20 protein-coding genes and 1 tRNA gene are annotated in these 25,600 nt (G+C 62.1%); 11 read left to right on the top strand and 10 right to left on the bottom strand.

The genetic code is table 11. The features are described 5' to 3' along the window. The first annotated feature begins 102 nt into the window (after positions 1-102). Together PVW51_RS03880 and PVW51_RS03875 are read left to right on the top strand one after the other, a co-directional pair. Positions 103-813 carry a hypothetical protein gene (locus PVW51_RS03880; RefSeq protein ID WP_274573679.1) on the top strand — a complete coding sequence of 237 codons (711 nt, stop codon included), beginning with the start codon at positions 103-105 and terminating at the stop codon, positions 811-813. Then, the gene (locus PVW51_RS03875) at positions 810-2,057 is read left to right on the top strand and encodes a glycosyltransferase family 4 protein (RefSeq protein WP_274573678.1); all 1,248 of its coding nucleotides are present in this window, start codon (positions 810-812) and stop codon (positions 2,055-2,057) included. The genes PVW51_RS03880 and PVW51_RS03875 overlap by 4 nt, the downstream gene beginning before the upstream one ends. A gap of 177 nt (positions 2,058-2,234) precedes the next feature. On the opposite strand, the gene PVW51_RS03870 is transcribed toward PVW51_RS03875, so the two are convergent. The 6 genes from PVW51_RS03870 to PVW51_RS03845 all read right to left on the bottom strand — a co-directional run bounded on the left by PVW51_RS03870 (position 2,235) and on the right by PVW51_RS03845 (position 9,980). Further along, positions 2,235-3,152 (bottom strand): LysR family transcriptional regulator, encoded by a 918-nt coding sequence (locus PVW51_RS03870; RefSeq protein ID WP_274573677.1) that lies wholly within the window; start codon positions 3,150-3,152, stop codon positions 2,235-2,237. Between the two features lie 191 nt (positions 3,153-3,343). Further along, on the bottom strand, positions 3,344-5,809 hold the full coding sequence (locus PVW51_RS03865; RefSeq protein ID WP_274573676.1) for a beta-glucosidase: 2,466 nt from the start codon (positions 5,807-5,809) through the stop codon (positions 3,344-3,346). A gap of 29 nt (positions 5,810-5,838) precedes the next feature. Further along, entirely contained in the window at positions 5,839-6,930 is a 1,092-nt protein-coding gene (locus PVW51_RS03860; protein WP_274573675.1) for an ABC transporter ATP-binding protein, read from the bottom strand. A gap of 3 nt (positions 6,931-6,933) precedes the next feature. Then, a complete protein-coding gene (locus PVW51_RS03855) occupies positions 6,934-7,797 on the bottom strand; it encodes a carbohydrate ABC transporter permease (RefSeq protein WP_274573673.1) in 864 nt (287 codons plus the stop codon). A 2-nt stretch (positions 7,798-7,799) separates the two neighbouring features. Continuing rightward, positions 7,800-8,684 carry a carbohydrate ABC transporter permease gene (locus tag PVW51_RS03850; RefSeq protein WP_269362636.1) on the bottom strand — a complete coding sequence of 295 codons (885 nt, stop codon included), beginning with the start codon at positions 8,682-8,684 and terminating at the stop codon, positions 7,800-7,802. A gap of 78 nt (positions 8,685-8,762) precedes the next feature. Continuing rightward, positions 8,763-9,980 carry an ABC transporter substrate-binding protein gene (locus PVW51_RS03845; protein ID WP_274573672.1) on the bottom strand — a complete coding sequence of 406 codons (1,218 nt, stop codon included), beginning with the start codon at positions 9,978-9,980 and terminating at the stop codon, positions 8,763-8,765. Between the two features lie 356 nt (positions 9,981-10,336). On the opposite strand from PVW51_RS03845, the gene PVW51_RS03840 reads away from it, so the two are divergent. The 3 genes from PVW51_RS03840 to PVW51_RS03830 are packed head-to-tail and all read left to right on the top strand — an operon-like array spanning position 10,337 to position 15,670. Further along, positions 10,337-10,915, top strand: a complete 579-nt coding sequence (locus PVW51_RS03840; protein ID WP_274573671.1) for an ImuA family protein — start codon at positions 10,337-10,339, stop codon at positions 10,913-10,915. After that, positions 10,830-12,308: a Y-family DNA polymerase gene (locus PVW51_RS03835; protein WP_274573670.1), complete on the top strand. Its 1,479-nt coding sequence runs from the start codon at positions 10,830-10,832 to the stop codon at positions 12,306-12,308. Before PVW51_RS03840 ends, PVW51_RS03835 begins: the two co-directional genes overlap by 86 nt. After that, a complete protein-coding gene (locus tag PVW51_RS03830; protein ID WP_274573669.1) occupies positions 12,305-15,670 on the top strand; it encodes an error-prone DNA polymerase in 3,366 nt (1,121 codons plus the stop codon). The genes PVW51_RS03835 and PVW51_RS03830 overlap by 4 nt, the downstream gene beginning before the upstream one ends. A gap of 200 nt (positions 15,671-15,870) precedes the next feature. Here PVW51_RS03830 and PVW51_RS03825 read toward each other — a convergent pair whose 3' ends face one another. Further along, positions 15,871-16,884, bottom strand: coding sequence for an AraC family transcriptional regulator (locus PVW51_RS03825; protein WP_274573668.1), 1,014 nt, complete (start codon positions 16,882-16,884; stop codon positions 15,871-15,873). Between the two features lie 113 nt (positions 16,885-16,997). On the opposite strand from PVW51_RS03825, the gene PVW51_RS03820 reads away from it, so the two are divergent. The 3 genes from PVW51_RS03820 to PVW51_RS03810 are packed head-to-tail and all read left to right on the top strand — an operon-like array spanning position 16,998 to position 19,761. Further along, complete coding sequence (locus PVW51_RS03820; RefSeq protein ID WP_274573667.1) at positions 16,998-18,761, top strand: acyl-CoA dehydrogenase; 1,764 nt, start codon at positions 16,998-17,000, stop codon at positions 18,759-18,761. 21 nt (positions 18,762-18,782) lie between these two features. Continuing rightward, entirely contained in the window at positions 18,783-19,592 is an 810-nt protein-coding gene (gene dmdD, locus PVW51_RS03815; RefSeq protein WP_274573666.1) for a methylthioacryloyl-CoA hydratase, read from the top strand. 7 nt (positions 19,593-19,599) lie between these two features. Further along, positions 19,600-19,761: a hypothetical protein gene (locus PVW51_RS03810; RefSeq protein WP_274573665.1), complete on the top strand. Its 162-nt coding sequence runs from the start codon at positions 19,600-19,602 to the stop codon at positions 19,759-19,761. Positions 19,762-19,765: 4 nt separating this feature from the next. Here PVW51_RS03810 and PVW51_RS03805 read toward each other — a convergent pair. Beyond that, positions 19,766-19,841 (bottom strand) — tRNA-Lys (locus PVW51_RS03805). Positions 19,842-19,947: 106 nt separating this feature from the next. Here PVW51_RS03805 and dapF point away from each other — a divergent pair. The 3 genes from dapF (at position 19,948) to PVW51_RS03790 (ending at position 22,784) form a co-directional block, all read left to right on the top strand. Continuing rightward, positions 19,948-20,781, top strand: coding sequence for a diaminopimelate epimerase (gene dapF / locus PVW51_RS03800; protein WP_274573777.1), 834 nt, complete (start codon positions 19,948-19,950; stop codon positions 20,779-20,781). Next, positions 20,778-22,031, top strand: a complete 1,254-nt coding sequence (gene mtaB, locus PVW51_RS03795; RefSeq protein WP_269362625.1) for a tRNA (N(6)-L-threonylcarbamoyladenosine(37)-C(2))-methylthiotransferase MtaB — start codon at positions 20,778-20,780, stop codon at positions 22,029-22,031. The genes dapF and mtaB overlap by 4 nt, the downstream gene beginning before the upstream one ends. A 78-nt stretch (positions 22,032-22,109) precedes the next feature. Then, a complete protein-coding gene (locus PVW51_RS03790) occupies positions 22,110-22,784 on the top strand; it encodes a Crp/Fnr family transcriptional regulator (protein WP_274573664.1) in 675 nt (224 codons plus the stop codon). 604 nt (positions 22,785-23,388) lie between these two features. On the opposite strand, the gene PVW51_RS03785 is transcribed toward PVW51_RS03790, so the two are convergent. Further along, complete coding sequence (locus tag PVW51_RS03785; RefSeq protein WP_114274420.1) at positions 23,389-24,240, bottom strand: cytochrome c1; 852 nt, start codon at positions 24,238-24,240, stop codon at positions 23,389-23,391. 5 nt (positions 24,241-24,245) lie between these two features. Then, positions 24,246-25,589, bottom strand: coding sequence for a cytochrome b (gene petB / locus PVW51_RS03780; protein WP_269362621.1), 1,344 nt, complete (start codon positions 25,587-25,589; stop codon positions 24,246-24,248). Positions 25,590-25,600 lie beyond the last annotated feature (11 nt).

Raw genomic sequence — 25,600 nt, 5'->3', positions numbered from 1 at the left:
ATGCGTGAAACACGCGCGGCAAAAGAATTTCACTGAATTGCCGATTCGACTGTATAATCTTCTGGTTTGATCCACTTGATTTCCACGTCGGAGCTTTTCTGAATGCGCCAAGCAACTGGCAAATCTGCACCAATTTGCAATTTCCCTGCTGCCGACCCGTCAGATGCACCCGATTGGCTGCCCCTGCCTCCGCCGCCCTCGCACCGCTGGCCGGAGACGCAATTCAACCAGGCTTATCAGGACTTCCTGGATGCACATGTCGCCTACTGGGGCAGCGAGGAATGCGTTGTTCTGCCCAAATTTGCGGGAAATGCCCTGCGGACCGTGGCCAACTGGCGTCGCGGCTGCCGCGCCGTCGATGTGATCATGCCCATGGGCACCCCGGTTGCCAGTTTCATGGACCGGCGCGGACGGCCCAGTGATCGCTGGGATGGCGGCGAAGGTCTGGGGATCACCGGCAATCACACCACCCATTCCGGTGTGCTGGCGGGCTACCTCCTGGACGCCTACGGATCGGTCATCGGTCTGAAGCTTTGGGAAATCTACCCCGGCGCCGGCCGGGTGCGTCGGCGGATCTATCCGGTGGACGACAGCCGCTTTGGCACTGCGAATGCGCGGGCCTACCATGCGGTATTCGATATCGACCAGGCACCGCTTGGCGGCCCGGATAATCCGTATTACCGCCTTTGGCTGACAAAACGTCAGACGCCTCCGGTCCGGTCAGGCTGGGCTGCCCACACGCCAGCCGCAGCCGGGCGTTGCGCAACGCTCCTGCCGCGCGTCCAACCCTTGCTCCAAGGCCCCAAGGCGTGACCGGCAGCCCCAGCTTCCTGCGCCGCCTGCTGCGACGGTCCGCCAGTGCTTTGGATAGTCCCGATACCGTTCAGCCAGCCCCCCAACGCATTCTGATCACGCAGCGGGAGCTGAAGAACTACGGCGGCTCGGAGTTCTTCGCCATCGAGGTCGCGCGCGCCCTCAAGAACCGGGGACGCGAGGTTGCCATCTATTGCCCTGCCCCCGGAAAACTGGCCAATATCGTCACGCCCAGCGGTATCCCGGTCTGCGAAACACCTGCTGAGGTGCCCTTCACACCTGATGTGATCCACGGTCAGCATCATTTGCCGACCATGGCGGCGCTCGCGCATTTCCCGGACACGCCCGCGATTTACTGCTGGCACGGCACAAGGCCCTGGGTCGAACGCCCCCCCGTTCATCCCCGCATCCGCTTTCATGTGGTCACATCGGAGCGGATGGCCCCCCGGCTGGCCACCGAAACCACCATCCCCGAAGACCGTATCATCACGATCCCCAATTTCGTCGATCTGGAGCGTTTCTCCCGGGTGCGCAAGACCATCGCCAGACCGGCACGCGCTGTTCTTTATGGCCAGTCAGGGTTCTACCCCGCAGAGCTGGAGCTGCTTGAAACGGCCTGCGCGGATCATGGCATCGCGCTGGACAAGGTTGGCTATGCATATGGCAACCCCCGCCCCCGCCCGGAGTATTTCCTGCCCGACTACGACATCGCATTTGCCATCGGACGCTCGGCCATTGAAGCGGCGGCCAGCGGATGCGCGGTGATCCCGGTTGTGCCGCAACTTGCCGGGGCAATTGTGGTTCCGGATACGCTCGACGATTGGGCCGCTTCCAATTTCAGCCCGCGTTACTTTACCTCGGCCAGCGTCATGGACAGCGAATGGCTGGGCCGGCAACTGGCAGACTTCGACCAGGAAAAGGTGCGCCAGGTCACCCATACGATCCGCGATCGCTTCTCGATTGGTCCCGCGATCACTGCATTCGAAAGCCTGTATCGGCGCGCGGGTTCAACCGGCCCGGCACAGGGAAGCGGGTCTGAATTCGGGCTCTACCTGACCACCATGGCCCAGGAAATAGACGCCATGTGGGGCGATCTGGAGTGCCGCAAGGCAGATGAACCAACAATCCAGGCCCGCATCGCCGCGCTGGAAGCGGCGCTGGCCGACGCAGAGAACCGCACGCGCGTCCTGACGGACAAATTGCTCGAACAGGCTCCGGCACCATCCGGTTCGGAAAATTCATGAGATGCCCGCCTGACGAGGTTTCCCGCTGTTCGCCGCAGGCCGCACCGGGTTCGCAGTGTCGGTTCGCGTGTACGCCAAAGCCGTTGGTCTTTGACACGCCCTGCCAGCTTCCCGCGTTCACGGGTGATCATCTGGGTGCCAACAGGTATCTGGTCACGCCATCCCAGGCTCATGCGCTCACACTTGGCCGGGTTCTGTCGGCCCTGACCCAAGGACGTCCTTGATAAAGGTCGTCATCCAGTCATAGGCGGTCCGGCGCTGGCCTGTGCCCTTGTGCGCCAGGAGTCTGACAGTGAACCGCGGCAGAGGAATCGGGATATCGAGCACCTGCAGGTTCCAGGTCTCCGAAAAGGCGACGGCGCTGCGGTGCGGCACCACGCCGATCAGGTTGCTTTCCCTGATCGTGGCGGGCAACACGTTGAACTGCGCCAGGGTCAGGCGCACATCAAAGGCGGGTTCGTCAGCGTGGACAACATGGCTCACGGCCTGCCAGTGCCCTGCGGCATCGGAAACAACCGCATGGGCCGCGTTTCGGAATGTCTCTTCGTCCAACGCGCCCTGAATCGTCGGGTGATCGCGACGGACGATGGCCGCGTAATGTTGGTCGATAAGGTCTATCTGAGACAATGCAGGGTCCTGGGTTTCCAGCTTGCCGATTGCAAAGTCGAGACGCCCGGACTTCAGCAGAGAATCCACCTGGGTAATCTCCAGTGGCGTCGCCTCGATCCGTATGCCAGGCGCCCGTTTCTGCAGAGCGCCGACAAGTGGCGGCAGGAATGTCAGCGCCCCGATATCCGAAAACGCGATGGTGAACCGGTCCCTTGTGGTTTTGGGGTCAAAGGGTTCGTCCGCACGAAACGTGCCTTCCAGCTGGTTCAGTGGACTGCGGCATTCGAGATAGAGCTGGGTGGCAAGTGACGTCGGGGTCATGGACCGCGACCCCCGGATGAACATCTGGTCGCCGGTGATATCACGCAACCGTCCCAAGCCTTGCGATATCGAGGGCTGAGAGACATTCAGGCGCTCTGCGGCCCCCGTTGTCGAGCCGCATTCGTGCACCGCAACCAGTATCCGAAGGAGGCCGAGATCGTTCACCTGTTTTCCTGCCGTATATTACTGGACAGGAGTTATTTAATGTATGCACCAAGTTCAGTCTAGCGCTAACATGAGCCTGCTTTGTCGCCCGCCACATCCCTATCCATTGGCCCGTCGCCGGGTCTGAACCCCGAGACGACAGGGCGCAGCGGGGCCGGTCAGACCAGCAGGTCCCGCGGCACCCTCACGCCTCAGGCATCGGGGGCTGCGGTCTTGCACGCCTTGGTCCAATCTTCTGTCAGGCGCAGGGTCACCTTGCCGCCAAGGTCCGCCGCCGAGGTTCCAACCCACAGCGCATAATCCCCTGCCGGCGCTTTCCACGCATTGCTCTCCACATCGAAATAGGCCAGATCGCGCATGTCCAGCGCGATCCGAGCCTCGGAGGCCGCGCCCGGGTCCAGCGTCAACGCCTTGAACCCGCGCAGCTCCTTGACCGGTCTTCCCCGCCCTTCCGGCGGAGCGACATAAAGCTGTACGACAGCCTTGCCGCGGCGTTGCCCGGTGTTCTTAACCGGAACTGTGACCGTCACGCTGCCGCCCGCGTCGATCTCGGAGGCAGAAGCCACCGGCGCGCCGATTTCAAAGTCGGTGTAAGACAGGCCGAACCCGAACGGATACAAGACACCCGCCCCACCCTTTGCGTCGTAATGCCGATACCCGATGAAAACGCCCTCGTCATAGCTGACATGGCCGTTGTCGCCCGGATAGTTGCCGGTGGTCGGATTGGCGTCGAGCGCATTCGGGAAGGTCTGGGGCAAGCGCCCGCCCGGCTCCGCATCGCCCATCAGGACATCGGCAACGCTGTGCCCTAGCTCCTGCCCCGGATACCAGGCCTCAAGGATCGCAGCCACGTCGTCTTTCCACGGCATGACCACCGGTCCGCCGGTCTGAAGCACAACCACGGTGTTGGGGTTGGCTGCAGCCACGCGCGCAATCAATGCGTCCTGCTCGCGCGGCAGCGACAGGCCCGGCAGGTCCCGCCCCTCGCTGTCCCATTCCGGGGTACGTCCCACAAAGAGCACAGCAACTTCGGCATCGCGCGCGATCTCTTCCGCGCGCCTCAGCCCGGCTTCGCCCAAAGGCCGATGGACGCCGACGCGGAAGGCCTGGATGCCGTCCATGACCCCGGTGGTAGATTGATAATCGACCCGGAAGCGGTAGGTCTTGCCGGCATCAAGGTCGACTTCCACGATCCGCTCATCACCACCGAAATCGTAATATGTCGCCCCTGTCGGCTCCCAACCGTCCCAGCCATCGACGACCAGCGCGTCATCGACATAGAGACGGGCAAGTCCCGCATTCGCCAGACCCAGCTCATGGCGGCCACTTTCGGTCGGCGTGAATTCGAACGTGTTGCGGACCGAGAACACCTTGAGGTCCACGCCCGGCTCGTTGGAGCCGAACCATTTGGCATCGGATTGGTTGTACTGCTTCTCAAACGCAACCGGGCCGGTGAAATCCGGGCTGTTGTAAAAGGTCGAAGTCATCGGCCCCTGCACCACCGGCAACAGCAAATGGTTCGCGCAGCCGGTCTCGAAACGGATGTCCAGTTCGTCACGCGCCTTCAGGCCCTCCAGCGGACTGATGCGATAATGCGCGTTCACCCGCGCGCTGCCGCCGCCCATGATCCGCGCCACATCGGCATTCGGCCCGATGACGGCCACCCTGGCCTTCTGGCCGGATTGCAGCGGCAGGATGCCATTGTTCTTGAGCAGCACGGTCCCTTCGGCCACGGCCCGCCGGATCAGCGCGCGGTGATGTGGCGCATCGACCGATTTCTCCTCTTTCGCGTTCTCCCTGATGCGGACGCCCGCGCGGACGACCAGCCCCAGAATGCGCCGCGCCCCGTCGGTGACCATATCGACGTCCACCTCACCGCGTTCAATCGCGTCGAGCAGCTTTTGCCCGCGATAAAGCGCCGGTCCGGGCATTTCGAGATCCAGACCCGCGTTCATGCTCTCCGCCGTGGTCTTTACTGCCGTCCAGTCAGAGACCACGACTCCGTCAAACCCGTATTCGTCCTTCAGCAGGTCACTCAACAGCCACTTGTGCGCGCTGGTGTAGGTGCCGTTGAGCTTGTTGTAGGAACACATCACGGCCCAGACACCCGCCGCGACCGCCGCCTCGAAGGGAGGCAGGTAGATTTCCCGCAGCGCCCGGATGCCGATATCGCTCGACATGGTCATCCGCTGATATTCGCTCTCGTTGCCGATGAAATGCTTGATCGTGGCACCGATCCCGTTCGATTGCAGCCCGTCGATATAGGCCAGCGCGATCTCGGTCGTCAGTTCGGGATCTTCGGAATAACATTCGAAGTTGCGGCCATTGAGCGGCCCGCGATGCATGTTGACCGTCGGTGCCAGCAGCACATTGGCGCCCTTGGTCCGGGTTTCCTCTGCCAGGGCCGCGGCAATCTCGCGGACAAGCTCCGGGTTCCAGCTTGACCCCAGCGCAATCCCCGCCGGGAAGACCGCCGCCGTCGGGCCGTTTTCGGTCACCCCGCCGCGCGCCCCGTTCGGGCCATCGGTGACCTTCGCTGCAGGCACACCAAGCCGTTCGATGGCGACTGTTTCCCAGAAGTTGGCACCCGCGAGGAGAGAGACCTTTTCCTCAAGCGTCAGTTTTTGCAGAGTGTCTTCAACCCAGGCAGTATCCATCATCATTCCTTCTAAATTTTTGGCTTCGATCAAAGCCGCACGCCGGATTCCGCATCAAAGAGCGAGAGGGTGCGGGACGAGAAACCAAGCTCCATTTCAGTGCCGCGCGGCGGATTGAGCTTCAGCTCGCTGCCAAAGCGGACCGACGCCTTCTGACCTGCCGTGGTGCCCCACAGCACGCTGTCGGCCCCCATCGACTCGGATACCTTGACGGTGAAAGGCAGGCGCAGGGGCAGGTCCCCGGCATCGACGAACAGATGCTCTGGCCGGATGCCCAGCACCGCAGAGACGGTCTTCCCGACCGGCGCGTCAAAGGCATAGTCGGATACGTCAATTTCCGGTCCGTCATTGATCACGAAGACGGTCTTGCCCGCCTCTGAGCGCAGGCTGCCGTCAAAGAAGTTCATGCCGGGCGAACCGACAAACCCCGCCACGAAAAGGTTCGCAGGGCGTTCGTAGATATCCTCGGGCGAGGCAAGTTGCTGGATCACACCGTTCTGCATGACGGCGATACGGGTCGCCAGGGTCATGGCTTCGACCTGATCATGAGTCACATAGATCATCGTCTTGCCGATGGTCTGGTGCAATTCCTTCAGCTCCACCCGCAGTTCGGCGCGCAGCTTGGCGTCGAGGTTCGACAGGGGTTCGTCGAAGAGGTAGATATCGGCATCCCGCACCAGCGCCCGCCCGATGGCAACCCGCTGGCGCTGACCGCCTGACAAGGCCGCAGGACGACGCTTCAGGTAGGGTTCGATCTGGAGCATCTTTGACACGCGGTCGATACGCCGCGCGATTTCGTCCTTGGGCATCTTCGCCATGCGCAGGCCAAAGCTCAGGTTCCCCTCGACCGTGGTCTGCGGGTAAAGCGCATAGGATTGGAAGACCATCCCGATGCCGCGATCCTTCGGTTCCGCGAGGGTCTTGTCCTCGCCACCGATGCGGACCTTGCCGCCGGTCACGTCGATGAGCCCCGCAATCGCGTTGAGCAAGGTCGACTTGCCACAGCCAGAGGAGCCGAGCAGTACGATAAACTCGCCTTCTGCAATCAACAGGTTGAGGTCTTTCAGTACGCTTACGGCACCAAATTGGACGTCGAGATTTTCGATTGAAACTTCAGCCATGTCTTATCCCTTCACGGCGCCGGCTGCGATACCGCGCACAAACCAGCGCCCGGATGCCAGATAGATTATCAGGGGAACCGCAGCGGTAAGGATGGTTGCGGCCATGTTCACGTTGTAGGCTTTCTCGCCCTGCGTCGAATTGACGATGTTGTTCAGCAAGACCGTCATCGGCTGGTTGTCTGATCCGGCAAACACCAGGCCGAACAGGAAGTCGTTCCAGATGTGTGTGCTTTGCAGGATGACCGCGACGATCAGGATCGGCGGCGAGAGCGGCAGGATCAGCCGGATGAAGATGACCCAGAAGCCACCGCCATCGACCCGGGCCGCGCTGAACAGATCACGGGGCAGCCCGGCATAATAGTTGCGGAACAGGAGCACCATGATCGGCATGCCAAAGATCACGTGAATGGCCACGATCCCGGCAAGGCTGTTATAAAGCCCGACCTGTGACAGCATCCGCACCAGCGGGTAGATGAAGACCTGATAGGGAATGAAGGCCGCAACAAGCAGGATGCCAAAGATCAGCTCGGTGCCTTTCGGACGCCAGAATGACAGGGCATAGCCCGTGACCGCCCCCAGCAGGATCGACAGCACCGTCGCGGGCACCATGATCATGACCGAGTTGAAGAATCCGACCGACAGGCCATTGCAGTTCAGGCCCGTGCAGGCGGATTGCCATGCGGTGACCCAGGCCTCCAGCGTCGGAGCGTCCGGCAGGGCAAAGATCGAAGTGACGCGGATTTCATCCATCGTCTTCAGCGAGGTCACGACCATCACGTAGAAAGGCATCAGGAAGAAGGCTGCCGAGATCACCAGAAAGGCATAGACGCCGGTGCGGGCCAATGTCTTTTCAGAATTCGCACGCATGATCATGCCTCCGCTTTCTGCGCCATGTAGCGGCGCGCGTAATACATCGGAACCAGGATCGCGATGACGGCGACCAGCATCATGATCGCGCCCGCATTCGCCAGGGCGACGTTCTGGCGGGCAAACAGGTTCTCCATCACGAACTTGGCAGGCACTTCCGTGGCATTCCCCGGACCGCCGCCGGTCAGGGCAACAACAAGGTCATAGGCCTTCACAACCGAGACAGCGAGCAGCACGGTGGCCGTTGCCGCCATCGGCGCGATGATCGGCAGAACAATGGATGTATAGACACGCCATTTCGCGATGCCGTCGATCCGCGTGGCCTTCCACAGGTCCTCGTCGACGCCCCGCAGGCCCGCCAGCAGGATGGCCATGACCAGCCCGCTGCCCTGCCACACGGCGGCAAGGACAAGGATATAGATCGCCCGGTCGGGCTGCACGATCCAGTCGAAGGTGAAGCTCTCGAACCCAAGGCCCCTGACCGCGGCCTGAATGCCGAAACCGGGGTTCAGCACCCACTGCCAGACCAGGCCGGTGACCACGAAAGACATGGCGTAGGGATAAAGGAAAACCGTGCGAAAGAACGCCTCGCCCCGGATCCGTTGATCCATCATGATCGCCATGATAAAGCCGAAGACCAGGCAGATCGCGATGAAGAGCACGCCGAACACGATCAGATTGGTCACCGCCACCTGCCAGGCCGGCAGTTTCAGCAGCAGTTCGTACTGGTGGAAGAAATTGAATTTGTAGATGGGCAGAAGTTTGGAGTTGGTCAGGGAAATGACGAACGTCCAGACAGTCGAGCCGACAAGTGCAACAAGCACGATGATCCAGACCGGCAGCATCGCCAGATAGACATGCGCGCGCGTTCCCGAAAATTTAGCCATCGCCAGATCCTCCATTGACGCGTGGGTGGTGCGCGCCGCAGGAAGCCCTGCGATGCGCATTTCTGGTCGGACTCAGGATCAGTAGTCTTCCAGGATGCCCGCGACGGTTTCGACGTAGTCGTCGGCGGTCGCATCGGGGTTGACCCAAAGCACCTTCAGCTCGGACCCCAACGCCCCGAGCTTCTCGGGCGAGAAGTTGATGAAGAGCGCCATGACCGAATTGCCGTCCGAGATCGCCTTGGCCCCCGCCGCCGCACAGGCGTTGAACTTGGATGTGTCCACGCCTGAGCGTACCGGCAGCGAGCCCATGGTCGCGGTGAACTCGGCCTGAACCTCGACAGAGGTGGTGACCTCGGCCAGTTTGGTCTGCGCTTCGGTCAGCCCGTCGCCCTTGGCGGGCATCGCCCAGACATCCCCGGCCACAACCAGCGGGGCCTGGTTCGGACCGACACCGCAAAGCACTTCTTTGCCGGGGGTAAAGCCTGCGGCACCGATTTCGCCAATCGCCCAGCCGCCCATGATGAAGAAGCCCGCTTCGCCGTTCAGGATCATCTGATTGGTGATGTTCCACTGACGGCCCGAGACGCCGGAATCCGCATAGCTCGGCAGTTTCGCCATGATCTCTGCCACCGGGCGGAATGCGTCGGAGCGGACGAACTCGGCACCATCGGGTCCGGTGAACTTGCTCCACTCCTCGGTGCCGAGGACCGATGCAAGCACCGCCTGGAATGTGTTCATGAACCAGACGTCGCGGTCACCCGCCTGGGCAAAGGGCACGATGCCCGCTTCGCGCAGCTTGTCGCCGGTTTCAAAGAATTCGTCCCAGGTTTGCGGCATTCCGGCACCCACCTTGCCGAGCGCATCCGCAGAAGCGAAGAGGAAGTTGGTGCCCTGAAGCTGGATCGGCACGCCGTAGATGTGCCCGTCCCGGGTCACGGCATCCAGCACGGCCTGGGGCATGACGCTGGCCCAGTCATTCGCTTCGGCCACGGCATCAATCGGTGCCAGGACGGCGCTGTCGACAAGGTTGTCGATATCCGCGCCAAGGTTGAATTGCGCCGCGTCGGGCGGGTTGCCACCGACCATCCGGCTGATCGCGGATGTCTTCGCGGCGTCACTGCCGGCCACGGCCTGGTCGATCCATTCGCCGCCGGTGTCACCGTAGGCATCAGCAATCACGCCAACGCCCGCCGACTCCGCAGCGGATGTCCACCAATGAATGACCTCCGCAGATTGCGCGTTCGCAGTCACGGCCGTCGTCGCGGTCATGGCAAGAGCCAGAGCAAAATACTTCATTTATCCTCCCAATCGGCGACTGACCTATTCCTGGCGGTCGCCCCAAATCCGTTTGTGGTTTCGCATGCCTGACTTTACACCTCTCAAAGTCCATACGTGGCGGTTGGTATAGGCGCTAACATGATAGTCGAAAAATTATTTAACGATCTTGAGTGTTATTGGATAACTAATATCACTCGGGAAATGGCGTAAGTTTGCGGCCTGTCTGTCGCTACTTGTGGTTGCAGACCCAGCCTTCGGCCCGCAGACGGTCTTCACCCCGGTTCATCATCTCGCGCAAGCAAAGCAGCCGTTGGTCCGGCCACCAAACGCTTTGATCTGGCTTAAACGGATCGCCACCCTTTATGATGCACCTCATGACCTCGACCAGCGACATACCGCTTCCCTTGCGCAATGCCCGTGTTCACGAGGCGTTCGGACCGGGTGCGGTAAGTTTTGCGGCCGTTGCGGCGGCGCGGGCCGGGACTGTGCTGTGGATCCGGGAGGCCTGGCAGACAGAGGCCATCAATCCAATGGGACTGTCGGTCTTCTTCGACCCGTCGAAACTGCTGCTGGCCCAGACCAGGGACCAGACCGAATCGCTCGCCATCGCGGAAGAGGCGCTTAAGGACGGCGCGGTACCGCTGGTCATTATCGAGACCAGCCGCCCGCTTGATCTGCGCATGGGGCGACGGTTGCTGCTTGCCGCAAAGGCGGGCCAGGCCACCGGATTGTGCCTGATCCCCGAAGGCATGGGCGGCAACGCTGCCGAAACCCGGTGGCATTGCACCCCGGTTTTCGATGCCGATGACTCGACTCTGATGCGCTGGGAAACTATCAAGAACAAATCAGGAACATTGGGGGCCTGGCATGTTCGATGGCATACAACGGCGCGTCGTCTCGATGTGGTTTCCCCGGCTGGCAAGCGACCGGGTTCTGCGGACGTGCCCGGTTGAAGGTCCCTTCGCGCTGACACTCAAACAGGCAAATGCAGAACGGCTGCATTGCCTGAACATGGAGGCCGAGCGGCAGGGCCTGTACCGGGGGATGACCCTTGCCGATGCGCGCGCCTTTTGTCCCGGTCTGTTCAGCCGTCCGGCCGATCCTGTTGCGGACACGGGCTTCCTGCATGTGCTGCGCCGCTGGGCCACGCGCTATTGCCCATGGGTCGGGATCGAGGGCGATGATGGCCTGGTGCTGGACATCACCGGCTCCGCGCATCTGTTCGGCAGCGAGGCGATGATGTTGGCCGATATGCGCCAGCGGTTGAGCCGTGCCGGGCTGACCGCGCGGATCGGGCTGGGCGATACGCGCGGCGCGGCCTGGGCACTGGCCCATCACGGCGAAGGCCGGACCGAAACCGGGGCGCCACTGGAGGCTTTGTCGGATTTGCCCGTTGCCGCGCTGCGGCTGGAAGAAGCCACCATTACGGGTCTGCAACGGCTGGGCCTGCGCAGGATCGGTGACCTGGAAAGCGCCGCCCGCGCCCCACTGGCCCGGCGCTTCGGCCCGGACCTGCTGCTGCGGCTGGATCAGGCGCTTGGCCGTCAGCCGGAACAGGTCACCCCGCTGTCCGAGCCGCCCCATTACGGGATCCGCCTGAGCCTGCCTGAGCCAATCGGCCTGTCGGATGACGTGATGGCGGCCACATCGCGCCTGCTGGACCAGCTTTGCGCCAAGCTGAAAGCGCAGGAAGCCGGGGCGCGGGTGCTCTGCCTGACGCTGCGCCGGGTCGATCAAGAGGCACAGACGGTCGAATTACGCCTGGCCAGCCCGCTCCGTGACGCCGCGCGCATCCTGCCGCTGTTCGCGCGCGGTGTGGGTGAGGTCGATGCCGGTTATGGGATCGACCAGATACGATTGGAGGCGGTGCAGGTTGAGCCGCTGCCGGTGCATCAGGTCAGCCATGTGTCTACGGGACGGGCGGACCAGCTGGATGACCTGATCACCCGGATCGGCACCCGGATCGGGCTGGAGAATGTGCAGCGTTTCCTGCCCGCCGACAGCCATATCCCCGAGCGCAGTTTCCTGATCGCCGCCGCTGCCTGGTCCGAACCGGGCGGATCGTGGGTGGCCCCGCGCCCGCGCCCTGTGCGCCTGTTTCCGCCGGAATCGATTACCGGAACCGGGGCGCGCCCACCCCGTCAGTTCCGTTGGCGGCGTATGTCGCTGACCACGGCGCGGGCGACGGGGCCGGAACGGATCGCCCCGGAATGGTGGCTGCCCGATGACAACTGGCGCAGCGGAATACGAGACTACTGGCATGCGGAAACCCGGCAAGGGCGGCGGCTGTGGCTGTTCTACACGCCGCAAAACCCCGGCTGGTTCGTGCAGGGGGAATTCGCATGACAGCAATCCCGCGTAATGACCGCGCCGTGAACCCACCGGGGGATTTTGGCCCGCGCAACACCTATGCCGAGCTCTGCGTGACCACCAATTTCACCTTCCTCACCGGCGCGTCCCATCCCGAAGAACTGGTCGTCCGGGCAGCGGAGCTTGGTCTGGCCGCCATCGCCATCACGGACCGCAATTCTCTGGCCGGGGTGGTGCGGGCCTACCGGGCGTTGAAAGAACTGCGGCGGGATATGGAAAACGACATCCGCATCCGTTCGCAGCACCAGATCGATCACTGCTCGCGTCAGGAGGTGGGGCAGCCCAGCCCGATCACGCGGCCGGATACCGTGCATTTGCCAAAGCTGATCGTCGGATGCCGCCTTGTCCTGCGGGACAGCGCGGTGGACTGGATCGCCCTGCCGCGCGACAAGGCGGCCTATCAGCGGCTGACGCGGCTTTTGACCCTGGGCAAGCGGCGGGCGGAAAAAGGCGGCTGCCATCTTGACCGGGCGGACCTGTATGAAGGTTGCGCGGGCATGATCCTGATCGCGCTGCCACAGGGCAGGCTGCACGCCGCCGCCGCGCATATCCGGCAGATGCAGCGCCGCTTCCCCGGCCATGTCTTTCTGGGGGCGGCGCCGCGCTATGACGGCTCCGATCAGGCCTATCTGAGGGAATGCGCCCGGCTGGCACTTGGAACTTCGGCACCGATGGTGGCGGTGGGGGATGTGCTGATGCACCGGGCCAGCCGCCGGCAATTGGCCGATGTGCTGACCTGCATGCGGGAACATATCACGATTGACCGGATCGGCACCCGCGCCCTGGCCAACAGCGAACGCCGGTTGAAAGGGTACGCGGATATGGCGCGGGTGTTCCGCGACCATCCCGCCGCCCTGCGCCGCACGCTGGAGATCACCACCCGGTGCAGCTTTGATCTGGGCGAACTCAGTTATGAGTACCCCGATGAGATATCCCAAGGCGAAACCCCGCAGGCACGACTTGAGCGACTGACACGCGACGGGCTGAAACGGCGCTATCCGGCAGGCGCGCCGCAGCGGGTCCATGACCTGATAGACAAGGAATTGAAACTGGTCGAGGAACTGGGCTTTCCGGCCTATTTCCTGACCGTTTACGATATTGTCCAGTTCGCCCGCGCGCAGGGCATCCTGTGTCAGGGGCGCGGCTCGGCGGCCAATTCGATCCTGTGCTACCTGCTGGGCATCACCGATGTCTCCCCCGATCAGATCGCCATGGTGTTCGAGCGTTTCATCTCCAAACACCGGGGCGAACCACCCGATATCGACGTGGATTTCGAACATGAACGCCGCGAGGAGGTGATCCAGTGGATCTACGAAAAATACGGCCGCCACCGCGCCGGGCTCTGCGCCACGGTGATCCATTTCCGCAGCCGCGCCGCGATCCGCGAAGTCGGCAAGGTGATGGGGCTGTCCCAGGATGTGACGGCAAGCCTGTCCGGGCAAATCTGGGGCATGTCCGATGGTGGAGCCGACCCGGACAGGGTCAAGGAGCTTGGCCTTGATCCGACCGACCGACGCCTTGCCCAGACCATCCGCCTGATCAGAGAGATCATCGGCTTTCCCCGTCACCTGTCCCAGCATGTGGGCGGTTTCGTCATTACCAAAGGGCGGCTGGATGAGCTTGCCCCCATCGAAAACGCGGCGATGGAGGACCGCACCATCATCGAATGGGACAAGGACGATATCGACACGCTGAACATCCTCAAGGTCGATGTGCTGGGGTTGGGGATGCTGTCCTGCATCCGCAAGGCCTTCGACCTGATGCGCGACCACGAGGGGCATGACCTGAACATCGACGCTGTTCCGCAAGAGGATACCGCCACCTATGACATGCTTTGCCTGGCCGATGCGGTGGGGGTGTTTCAGGTGGAAAGCCGCGCCCAGATGAATTTCCTGCCCCGGATGCGGCCACGGACCTTTTATGATCTGGTGATCGAGGTCGCCATCGTCCGCCCGGGCCCCATCCAGGGCGGCATGGTGCAACCCTATATCAAACGGCGACAGGGGCTTGAAAAGGCCGAGCCTTTCGGCCCCGCGCTGGAGGCCGTGACGCGCCGCACCCTCGGCGTGCCGCTGTTTCAGGAGCAGGCATTGCAGATCGCCGTGGTCGGCGCGGGCTATAGCCCGGAAGAGGCCGACCATCTGCGCCGCTCGCTGGCCTCGTTCAAGCGGATGGGCACGATTGGCACACACCGGGATAAATTCATCAAGGGCATGCTGGCCAACGGCTACAGCCCCGAAATCGCCGAACGCTGTTTCGGCCAGATCGAGGGCTTTGCCGATTACGGTTTTCCCGAAAGCCACGCGGCGGCCTTTGCGATGCTCGCCTATGTCTCGGCCTGGCTGAAATGCCATTACCCGGCGATCTTTGCCTGTGCTTTGCTGAATTCACAGCCGATGGGCTTCTACGCGCCTGCCCAGATCGTGCGCGACGTCCGCGAACACCGGGTCGAGGTCCGCCCGATCTGCGTCAATGCCAGCCATTGGGACAACAGGCTGGAACGCCGCGCCGACGGGGCACTGGCCCTGCGGCTGGGTTTTCGGCAGATCAAGGGCTTCAAAGAGGAGGATGCCGGCTGGATCGTGGCCGCCCGGGGCAATGGCTACCGCGATCCTGAATCGGTCTGGTTGCGCGCCGGAGTGGCCCCCGTGGTGTTGGAACGGCTGGCCGAGGCCGATGCCTTTACCGATATGGGACTGACCCGACGCGATGCACTCTGGCAGGTGCGGGCCATTCGCGGGCAGGCCCCGTTGCCCTTGTTCAACGATCCCCTTGACGGCGAGAGCATTCACGAACCCACGATTGTGCTGCCGCAAATGCAGCTGGGTGAAGAGGTTGTCGAAGATTACGTCTCTATGCGTCTGACCTTGCGCGCCCATCCCATGGAATTGCTGCGCCCCACCATTCCCGGGCTGGTCACACATGACAGCCTGCATAACGTGCCGCTGGGGCGTTACAGCGTCTGCGGCCTTGTCATCACCCGTCAGCGCCCCGGCACGGCATCAGGCGTTATTTTCCTGACGCTCGAAGATGAAACCGGGGTCTCGAATGTGGTGGTCTGGCCAAAGGTCTATGAGCAGTTCCGCCGCATCGTCATGGGCGGGCGCCTGCTGCGCGTGACAGGCTACCTGCAACGCGAAGGCATCGTCGTACATCTGATCGCCCAGCAGATCGAAGACCTCTCGCCCCGCCTGTCCGATCTCGGCCACCCGATGGACAGCGCCATCGGCCAGACAACCTCCAAAACAGATACCGCCCCACGCCCCCTGCCACCCCCACGTGCAACGCACCCGAGGGATCAGGCCAAGCGGCTGTTCCCGAGCCGGGACTTTCATTAACCGCGGAAGCATTCGACCCGATTGAAGAAACATTCGGCATGGAGGCGTTCTCTATCGAGCGCGCAGTCTCGATATAGCGTCCGACCTTAAACCTGAGACACGAATACCCTGCCACGCCTGCGGCGTTCTCGGGACATTCGTGTCACGATGATTCAGATAAAAGATCGGGCGCTTTAGGCCTCCGCAAGATCGACCCGACCCTACAACCGGTATGATCCGGGCGTCCGGCTGGTCCATTTGCGAAAGGCGCGATGGAAATTCGCAGGGGCGGAAAAGCCGGTGTCAAAGGCGATTTGTTCGATGCTCTCCGTGCCTTGCTGAAGCGCGCGGATGGCGATGTCGCGGCGCAATGCGTCCTTTATATTCTGAAAGGATGTTCCTTCCTCTTTCAGGCGGCGGTTCAGCGTCCGGGGCGTCATCTTCAGGGCCTGGGCCGCATCCGGAAGCTGACAGCTCTGCCATGCCGCGCCGTAAAGGAAGGCGCGGACACGCAGGCTGTTCGTATGCGCGCGCGAGCCGGTGAAGATCCAGTCAAGCGGCGCACGTTCAAGAAACACGGATGCCTCGGCGGGACTGCGGGCGATCGGGCTCGCGAATTGGCGCGGATCGAACAGGATGCTGGTCTGCGCTGCCTCAAACGCGACCGGACAGGGGAAGACAACCGCGTAATCGGCGGCAAAATCCGGACGGGAAAAGGCAAATCGCACCTCTTTCACACCCGTTTCCGACCCACTGAGCCAGGACAGGAGCCCATGCGCCAGTTTCAGGATCAGCATGTGACCAAATCGCTGCGGGGCAGTTTCACGCAGGTAAGGGACCAATGCCAGTTCCACCTCCTCCGGGTTGCTCCGCAATTCCAGGCGGAAATCATCCAAAAGCAGGTTCCAGAACGTCGTGAACCGAAACAAAGCCGAAACCAGGCTGCTCGCCTCACGCTGTACGGTCAACAGATGCTGCAGGGCGCGGGGGCGGATCGGACGGCTCCAGAGCCCCATCATTTCATCCCCGGTCTCCGGCGCGGCAAGCTGATAGAGCCGGGCGATTTCTTCCAGCGTAACGCGCTGCGCGGGCGCCATCGGGCCGGTTTGCAGACCTGAGCGCTGGAGCAGGGAGGTCATTGCGTCCGGCGTGCATCGGGCGTTCAGCGCATCGAGCCAGTCCTGGATGAAACCCGCTGAAACGGTCGTCAGGGAGATGGGGTCATGACTGCTCATGTAGAGGTCCTGAATGGCGTGATCGGATAAGAACTTGGCAAAAGATGAGCTTATTGGCAAGGAAAGCAGCGGTTAGATGACGGGAAACCATAGTCGCTGCCGGAGAGCCAGTCATGCCCTATCAGCCGCCCCTGCAGGATTTGATGTTTTGCATCGAACATCTGTCCCACTGGGAAAACCTGTCCGCGCTGGATGTATATTCCGATTGCGAACTGTCCGATATCGGCGCCGCGCTGGACGGCTATGCCCGGTTCTGCACCGAACAGGTCGCGCCCTTGTCCCAGGTCGGGGACAGGCTGGGCGCCCGGTTTGACAAGGGCCGTGTGACCATGCCCGAAGGCCACGCCCGGGCCTATGCGCAGTTTGTCGAGATGGGCTGGCAGGCGCTGATCCACCCGGTGGAACATGGCGGCGTCGGGCTGCCGCGCGTGGTTGGCGCGGCAGCGGTCGAGATGCTGAATGCCGCCGACATGAGCTTTGGCCTCTGCCCGCTCCTGACCGACGGGGCGATCGAGGCCCTGTTGCTGACCGGCTCGGACGAACAGAAAGCCACCTACCTCGGGCCGCTGATCGCAGGGCGCTGGTCCGGCACGATGAACCTGACCGAACCGCAGGCAGGCAGCGATCTGGGCCGGGTAACGACAAAGGCGGTACGGCGCGCAGATGGCAGCTTTGGCATCACCGGCACCAAGATTTTCATCACCTATGGCGCCCATGATCTGACCGAGAACATCATTCACCTCGTGCTGGCGCGCATACCGGATGCACCAGCCGGGCCCAAGGGGCTGAGCCTGTTCATCGTGCCGCAGAAACTGGTGGAAACGGACGGAACACCGGGGGCCGAGAACGCAGTCAGCTGTGTGAGCATCGAACATAAACTGGGCGTGCATGCCAGCCCGACGGCCGTGCTGGATTACGATGACGCCACCGGGTTTCTGATCGGCCAGGAAAACTGCGGGCTGGAGCACATGTTCATCATGATGAACGCGGCGCGGTTTTCGGTGGGGGTGCAGGGCGTTGCGATTTCCGACCGGGCCTATCAGCGCGCGCTGGCCTATGCGCGGGGCCGGGTACAAAGCCGCCCGGTGAACGGTCTGGGCAAAGACGCCGTCCCGATCATCGACCACCCGGACGTGCGCCGCATGCTCCTGCGGATGCGCAGCCTGACCGAAGGCGGACGGGCGATGGCGGCCGCGACTGCGGGGCTGCTGGATGTCGCGCATCATGGGGATGACCCCGAGGCACGCGCCCTGGCCGAATTCATGGTCCCGCTGATCAAGGGCTTTTGTTCGGAACGCGCGGTCGAGGTCGCGTCCCTGGGTGTGCAAATCCACGGCGGCATGGGATTCATCGAGGAAACAGGGGCCGCGCAGCACTACCGCGACGCCCGCATTCTGCCGATTTACGAGGGCACCACGGCCATTCAGGCCAATGACCTTCTGGGGCGCAAGGTGATGCGGGACGGGGGGGCGACAGCCCGTCTTTTCGCCAGCCGGATTGCGCGAACCGAAGCGCAGCTTGCCGGCGGTGACGCCTCGGCTCGGGCGATCGGCACAAGCCTCGCACAGGCGCGCAGTGCATATGAAACCGCGTTGGACTGGATGCTGGAAAACAGCCGCAAGAACATCGACAGGGCCTTTGCCGGCTCTGTCCCCTTCCTGATGCTGTCGGGCACATTGGCGGCGGGCTGGATGCTTGGCAAGGGCGCCCTTGCGGCGCATGCCGCGCGCGCCGCCGGACAGGACAGCGCGTTCATGACCCGGAAGATCGCGACTGCCCTGTTCTTTGCCCGGCACATTCTGCCCGAATGCACCACCGAACAAACCCGCATCCTGCTGGGCGCGCCCAGCCTGCTGGACGCGACTTTCCCTTATTAATCCCACAAAAGGAACCAACCGATGAATGATGTCGTGAACCCCGATACCTACGAACGCCTCGCCATTTCCGCGCGTGACAACGGCTTGTATGTCGTGACGCTGAACCGCCCTTCCAAACGCAACGCTCTGGACGTGGCCACGATCGAGGAACTGATCCGCTTCTTCAGCGGCGCGCGGATGGCGGGCGTCAGGGCCGTATTGCTGGCCGGAGAGGGCGATCACTTCTGCGCCGGTCTCGATCTGGTCGAACATTGGAAGGCCGACCGCAGCCCCGATGATTTCATGCATGTCTGCCTGCGCTGGCACGAGGCCTTCAACAAGATGGAATATGGCGGCGTGCCGATCATTGCCGCGCTGCAGGGCGCGGTTGTCGGCGGCGGGCTGGAACTGGCCAGCGCCGCCCATGTGCGGGTGATCGACCCGGGCACCTATTTTGCCCTTCCCGAAGGCCAGCGCGGGATCTTTACCGGCGGCGGCGCAACGATCCGGGTGTCGGACATGATCGGCAAGTACCGGATGATCGACATGATCCTGACCGGGCGCGTCTACCAGGGGCAAGAATCCGTCGATCTGGGTCTGGCGCAATATATCACCGAAGACGGGGGCAGCTTTGCCAAGGCGATGGAACTGGCGGAAAAGGTCGCGCAGAATCTGCCGCTGACGAACTTCGCGATCTGCTCGGCAGTCAGCCACATGAACAACATGTCCGGTCTGGACGCCGCCTTTGCCGAAGCCTTCGTGGGCGGAATCGTCAACACCCAGTCGGCCGCGCGCGCGCGTCTCGAAGCCTTCGCCAACAAGACCGCGGCCCGTGTACGGCCCAACAGCTAAGTCAGGCGTGATCAGCTTTGCCCTCGGGGAGGCTGGCCGGGAAGGCATCGCCGATTCCGCCGCCGCGAAACTGATCGCCTGCCCCAATGGCGCACGCAATTTGGCGAACCTTCCGGAGAGGTTCGTCAAATCCGGCACCAAACCCAAACAGGGAAAGGATAATTTGTGAAAAGTGGTGAGCCGTGTTGGGTTCGAACCAACGACCTACTGATTAAAAGTCAGTTGCTCTACCAACTGAGCTAACGGCCCACTAGGACGCGTATCTAGAAAGGTGAGCGAGGGGGGTCAAGCCCTTAATCCACGATTCTTCAGCTGTCCGCTGGATTAGTCAGGCAGGCGGGGTTATATGCGCGAAATGTGCAATGATACGACATCCGGTTTGCCCTTCATGAAAATGCACGGGCTTGGCAACGATTTCGTTGTTGTCGACGCGCGCACGCTGGCAACTCAGATGACGCCCGGCATGGCAAAAGCCATCGGAGATCGCCATTTCGGCGTCGGCTTTGACCAGCTTGCCGTGATTTCCAAAGGAACCGGCGACGCGCATCTGACCTTTTACAATGCCGACGGATCGCTATCGGCGGCCTGCGGCAACGCGACACGCTGTATCGCCCGCTATCTGATGGATGAAACGGGTGAAGCCCGCCTGCACCTGACAACCGACCGCGGCGATCTTTACGCCGAGGATCAGGGTGGCGGCATCACATCGGTCAACATGGGCCAGCCGCAACTGCTGTGGCACGAGGTGCCGCTGGCGCAGGAGATGGACACGCTGGCCTTGCCCATAGACGGCGCGCCGACAGCGACCGGTATGGGCAACCCGCATTGCACCTTCTTTGTCGAGGATGCTGGCGCGGTTGAGCTTGAAACTTTCGGCCCGGCGATAGAACACCACCCGCTTTATCCGCAACGCACCAATGTGCAGGTCGCGCAGGTGGTGGGGCCGGACCACATCCGCATGCGGGTCTGGGAACGCGGTGTGGGGGTGACATGGGCCTCCGGCTCATCCTCCTGCGCCTGTGCGGTCGCCGCAGCGCGGCGCGGCCTGACGGGACGCAAGGTGCAGATCGACCTCGACGGTGGCACCCTGCACATAGACTGGCGCGAGGACGGCGTGTGGATGACCGGCCCGACCGTACATGTCTTTTCCGGCACCCTGACATCCGCATTCCTGGACAGCATCGCATGAACGCCCCGGTCTTTTCCAACCACGGCTGCCGCCTGAACGCCTATGAAGTTGAGGCGATGAAGGACCTTGCCGGACAGGCCGGTCTGGCCAATGCCGTTGTGGTCAACACCTGCGCTGTCACGGCAGAGGCTGTGCGCAAGGCGCGCCAGGACATCCGCAAGCTGCGCAAGGCCCATCCCGATGCCCGTCTGATCGTCACCGGATGTGCGGCCCAAACCGAACCCGATACCTTTGCCAGCATGGCCGAGGTTGATGCAGTCATCGGCAACACCGAAAAAATGCAGCCGGGCACCTGGCAGGGCCTCGCTGCGGACTTCATCGGAGAGACGGAATCGGTTCAGGTCGACGACATCATGTCCGTGACTGAAACTGCCGGGCACCTGATCGACGGATTCGGGACTCGCAGTCGCGCCTATGTGCAGGTGCAGAACGGCTGCGACCATCGCTGTACCTTTTGCATCATTCCCTATGGCCGGGGCAATTCACGTTCCGTCCCGGCAGGGGTCGTCGTGGATCAGATCAAGCGGCTGGTGGACAAGGGGTTCAACGAGGTGGTTCTGACCGGCGTCGACCTGACCTCATGGGGCGCGGACCTTCCGGCGGCACCGCGTCTGGGCGATCTGGTCATGCGCATCCTCAGGCTGGTCCCGGATCTGCCGCGCCTCAGGATCAGTTCCATCGATTCCATCGAGGTGGATGACAACCTGATGGCCGCCATCGCGACCGAACCCCGCCTGATGCCCCATCTGCACCTCAGCCTGCAACATGGCGATGACATGATCCTGAAACGGATGAAACGGCGGCACCTGCGCGATGACGCCATCGCTTTCTGCAACGAGGCGCGCAGGCTGCGCCCTGACATGACCTTTGGCGCAGATATCATCGCGGGCTTTCCGACCGAAACGGAAGCGATGTTCGACAATGCCCTGCGCATGGTTGATGAATGCGATCTGACATGGCTGCATGTCTTTCCTTATTCCGCCCGCCCCGGCACCCCGGCTGCGCGGATGCCGGCGGTCAACGGCCGCACGATCAAGGAGCGCGCCGCCCGCCTGCGTGCCGCTGGTGAGGCGCAGGTCCAGCGCCATTTGCAACAGCAAGTCGGCCAGACCCACCATATCCTGATGGAAAGCCCGACCATGGGCCGCACCGAACAATTCACCGAAGTCCATTTCGATACGCCGCAGGTCGAGGGCGCGATTGTCACGGCCAAAGTAACCGGAAAATCTCGGAACGCGCTGATCGCCTGAATTGGCAATCGCCCCGCGACTTTCAGTACAATTTCTGATTGAATTGCTGTAGTTTCCCCGCAAAGGCGGCGGGGGCATATGAAAGATCAACATCTATTTGATTGCGGTTTTCTGGCAGAGGCCTCCCCGGCACTCAGGGAGACGATGGCCGCGCTCGCGACGGAAACAACCCTGCGCGCCGGTGAGGTCCTGTTCGAGCATGGAGACCCCGGCGATACCCTCTTTGCGATCCTTGAAGGCGCGCTGGAATTCAGCGTTATTTCGGTGGGGGGGCGCAAACTCTCGCTGGATGTGATGCACCCTGGCGCGGTCTTCGGAGAGATTGCCCTCTTCGACCCCGGCCCGCGCACGGCAACTGTCACCGCGCTGGAGCAATCCCGTGTTCTGGGCATCCGCAATGCCGATGCGATGACGGCCTTGCAACGCTCTCCCGATTTCGGGATCGACATGCTGCGGCTTGCCGGAAAGCGGATGCGCTGGATGGGCTATCAGCTGTCAGAACAGGTCTTCCTGCCCCTGCCCGCCCGCCTGGCCAAGAAGGTCCTGCATCTGACCTCCCATATCTCTGATCCCGAACCATTGCTGATCCTGTCCCAGACAGAGCTGGCCGAATTCGCGGGCGCGAGCCGCGAAGCGGTTTCAAAGATCCTTTCGAGATGGGGACGCAGTGGCATTGTCAGCGCCTCCCGTGGCGGGCTGCGCCTGTTGAATCGCGACGCGCTGAGAGACCTCGCCGATATCAACGAAATCTAGGTCGTGTTGACATTCATTGTCGCCCACCCGTTTCAGTCCAAAATTGCTCAGTTCCAGGCAAGAGAGCGCAGGAATAGCCAGCTATTTCAAGCTCTCTTAACGCAGAAATGGGCAATTTTGGCGAAACCCCTGCGGGGCGCGGCGGATTTTGCCTCTGCCATCCCGGATGTTCGCTTCCAATGATCACATTGCCGCGCTCACATCAGGGCACCAGCGGCAAAATCCGTCTCGCGCGGGTGGGCGAAAATGAATGTCAACACGACCTAGAATCCAACTTTTTCAGCTTGTGTGACCCAGATCACAGACTGCCGTTACGTCAAGATTTAGGTTGGAACCATAGTAACGACGCTGCTCTGGTTCCTCGATCGCCTTATTCATCGGCGCATTGCAGGGCAAAGTTAGAAAAGTTCTGGATCAGGTTGCAGAGAGGGCGGCTAAGCCGTGCGTATCTGCCCAAGGGTGGTCTGTGCCACTGACCCGGCTCCGGTATTGTATCTGTCCCCGTTTTCCGGGCACCTCACCCATTATGAGGGCCCCCGGAAAGCAAAAGCCCTCCCGACCGCAACAGTCGGGAGGGCTTTTTAGCAAGTCGCCGCGCGCTGGATCAGTCTTCGCGCTTGTATTTGACCGAAGCCCAGAGACGCTTGTTCGTCAGGTACAGAAGAACCGCCAGCAGGGTCAGGAAGATCACACCCGCAAAACCGGCCTGTTTACGGGCCATCATCTTGGGTTCTGCCGTCCACATCAGGAAGGCCGCCACATCCATGGCTTCGTGATGGACGTCTGCTTCGTGACCGTCCGCGAACTCCACGTCATCACCCGCCAGCGGCGGTGCCATGGCAATCCAGCTGCCCGTGACGGTCGAATGACCTTCTTCATCACGGCAGGAATCGGGGATACCGCCTGCGGCGAACACCTTGTTGTAGGAACCGGGGAAATCCTCGGGTGCGCAATCCGGCGCTTCCTCGTATCCGGTCAGCAGGGAAGCGATGTACTCCGGCCCGCCAATCCCTTTGAAGAACTGGTTGATGCCAAGACCGTAAGGACCATGGAAACCGGCGCGCTTCTTGGCCATCAGCGACAGGTCGGGCGCATTGTCCAAAGACGAGGCCGGGAAGTGATCCACCGGAGTCGCTTCGCGGAAATCATCCAGTTCCGGGTCGAACACTTCGAACTGCTTGGCGTATTCGCGCACCTGATCTTCGGGCATGCTGGGTCCGCCGTCGTCCGCAAGTGTGCGGATCGGGACGAATTTCAGCCCGTGACAGGCCGAACAGATTTCCGTGTAGATCTGCAGGCCGCGCTGCAACTGGTTCACGTCATAGGCGCCAAAAGGCCCTTCGAAGGAAAAGTCGAAATCCTCGACATGGGCTTCGCCGCCGGCGGCCAGGGCACCGGTGGTGCCAAGGCCAAGTGCCACAAGGGCGGAGAGGGTCAGTTTCTTGATCATTGTCATCTCCGTCATTGCGCCGGTTTCGCAGCGGCTTTCGAGCCACCGGCCTTGGGCGCGTAATGGGCGTCGAAGTCTTCTTCGATCGTCGCCGGTTGCGGCAGCGGTTTCTCGATCACGCCAAGCAGCGGCAGGATCACCAGGAAGTACGCGAACCAGTATGCCGATGCGATCAGCGAGAAGGACGCATAGGGTTCTTCCGCAGGCATCGCCCCCAGCCACATCAGGGCAAAGAAATCGATCACCAGCAGCGCGAACCACCACTTGAACATCGGACGATAGCGGCCGGAACGGACGCTGGATGTGTCCAGCCACGGCACCAGTGCCATCACCGCGATTGCACCGAACATCGCCAGCACGCCAAAGAACTTGGCGTCGATGATGCCACCGGTCACGAAGGACGCGATTTGCACAACCCAGACGTCAGAGGTAAAGGCCCGCAGGATCGCGTAGAACGGCAGGAAGTACCATTCAGGAACGATATGCGCAGGCGTCGCCAGCGGGTTCGCCTCGATATAGTTATCGGGGTGGCCCAGGTAGTTGGGCATGAAGCCGACGATGGCAAAGAACACCGCCAGAATCACCGCAAGTGCGAAGAGGTCCTTGATCACGAAATAGGGCCAGAACGGCAGCGTGTCCTTCTGCGCCTCTTCCTTGGACCCGCGGCGCACTTCAACACCCGTGGGGTTGTTGTTGCCGGTGGAGTGGAAGGCCCAGATGTGCACGATCACGAGGCCCGCAATCACGAAGGGCAGCAGGTAGTGCAGCGAGAAGAAGCGGTTCAGCGTGGCATTGTCCACGGCAGGTCCGCCCAGCAGGAAGGTCTGCAGCGACTCGCCCACAAAGGGAATCGCGCCGAACAGGCCGGTGATCACTGTCGCGCCCCAGAAGGACATTTGCCCCCAGGGCAGCACATAACCCATGAAGCCGGTGGCCATCATCAGCAGATAGATCAGCATGCCGATGATCCAGGTGATCTCGCGCGGGGCCTTGTAGGAGCCATAGTAGAGCCCCCGGAAAATATGCGCATAGACAGCTACAAAGAACAGCGAGGCGCCGTTCGCATGCAGGTAGCGCAGCATATAGCCGCCGTTCACGTCGCGCATGATGTGCTCGACCGAGCTGAACGCCAGATCGACATGCGGTGTATAGTGCATGACCAGCACGATGCCGGTGACAATCTGCAACGCCAGGCAGAAGGTCAGGACGATGCCCCAGATCCACATCCAGTTCAGGTTCTTGGGCGTGGGGATCATCAATGTGTCATAGAGCAGACCAACAACGGGCAGGCGGCGGGCAAGCCACTTTTCTGCGCCGGACTTCGGCTCGTAGTGGTCGTGAGGAATTCCAGACATCGAGTTCTCCC

The sequence above is a fragment of the Sulfitobacter sp. PR48 genome (genome assembly GCF_028807335.1).
GTDB lineage: Bacteria > Pseudomonadota > Alphaproteobacteria > Rhodobacterales > Rhodobacteraceae > Sulfitobacter.
Note: the sequence above shows the minus strand (reverse complement) of the source record. Positions and strands in the feature narration are given on the sequence as shown.

Bases quoted from the DNA above. Each gene is read 5' to 3' on its own strand.
- PVW51_RS03880 (WP_274573679.1), top strand. From the start codon at position 103: ATGCGCCAAGCAACTGGCAAATCTGCACCAATTTGCAATTTCCCTGCT.
- PVW51_RS03865 (WP_274573676.1), bottom strand. From the start codon at position 5,809: ATGGATACTGCCTGGGTTGAAGACACTCTGCAAAAACTGACGCTTGAG.
- PVW51_RS03860 (WP_274573675.1), bottom strand. From the start codon at position 6,930: ATGGCTGAAGTTTCAATCGAAAATCTCGACGTCCAATTTGGTGCCGTA.
- PVW51_RS03855 (WP_274573673.1), bottom strand. From the start codon at position 7,797: ATGCGTGCGAATTCTGAAAAGACATTGGCCCGCACCGGCGTCTATGCC.
- PVW51_RS03850 (WP_269362636.1), bottom strand. From the start codon at position 8,684: ATGGCTAAATTTTCGGGAACGCGCGCGCATGTCTATCTGGCGATGCTG.
- PVW51_RS03845 (WP_274573672.1), bottom strand. From the start codon at position 9,980: ATGAAGTATTTTGCTCTGGCTCTTGCCATGACCGCGACGACGGCCGTG.
- PVW51_RS03840 (WP_274573671.1), top strand. From the start codon at position 10,337: ATGACCTCGACCAGCGACATACCGCTTCCCTTGCGCAATGCCCGTGTT.
- PVW51_RS03835 (WP_274573670.1), top strand. From the start codon at position 10,830: ATGTTCGATGGCATACAACGGCGCGTCGTCTCGATGTGGTTTCCCCGG.
- PVW51_RS03830 (WP_274573669.1), top strand. From the start codon at position 12,305: ATGACAGCAATCCCGCGTAATGACCGCGCCGTGAACCCACCGGGGGAT.
- PVW51_RS03825 (WP_274573668.1), bottom strand. From the start codon at position 16,884: ATGAGCAGTCATGACCCCATCTCCCTGACGACCGTTTCAGCGGGTTTC.
- PVW51_RS03820 (WP_274573667.1), top strand. From the start codon at position 16,998: ATGCCCTATCAGCCGCCCCTGCAGGATTTGATGTTTTGCATCGAACAT.
- dmdD (WP_274573666.1), top strand. From the start codon at position 18,783: ATGAATGATGTCGTGAACCCCGATACCTACGAACGCCTCGCCATTTCC.
- dapF (WP_274573777.1), top strand. From the start codon at position 19,948: ATGTGCAATGATACGACATCCGGTTTGCCCTTCATGAAAATGCACGGG.
- mtaB (WP_269362625.1), top strand. From the start codon at position 20,778: ATGAACGCCCCGGTCTTTTCCAACCACGGCTGCCGCCTGAACGCCTAT.
- PVW51_RS03790 (WP_274573664.1), top strand. From the start codon at position 22,110: ATGAAAGATCAACATCTATTTGATTGCGGTTTTCTGGCAGAGGCCTCC.
- PVW51_RS03785 (WP_114274420.1), bottom strand. From the start codon at position 24,240: ATGACAATGATCAAGAAACTGACCCTCTCCGCCCTTGTGGCACTTGGC.
- petB (WP_269362621.1), bottom strand. From the start codon at position 25,589: ATGTCTGGAATTCCTCACGACCACTACGAGCCGAAGTCCGGCGCAGAA.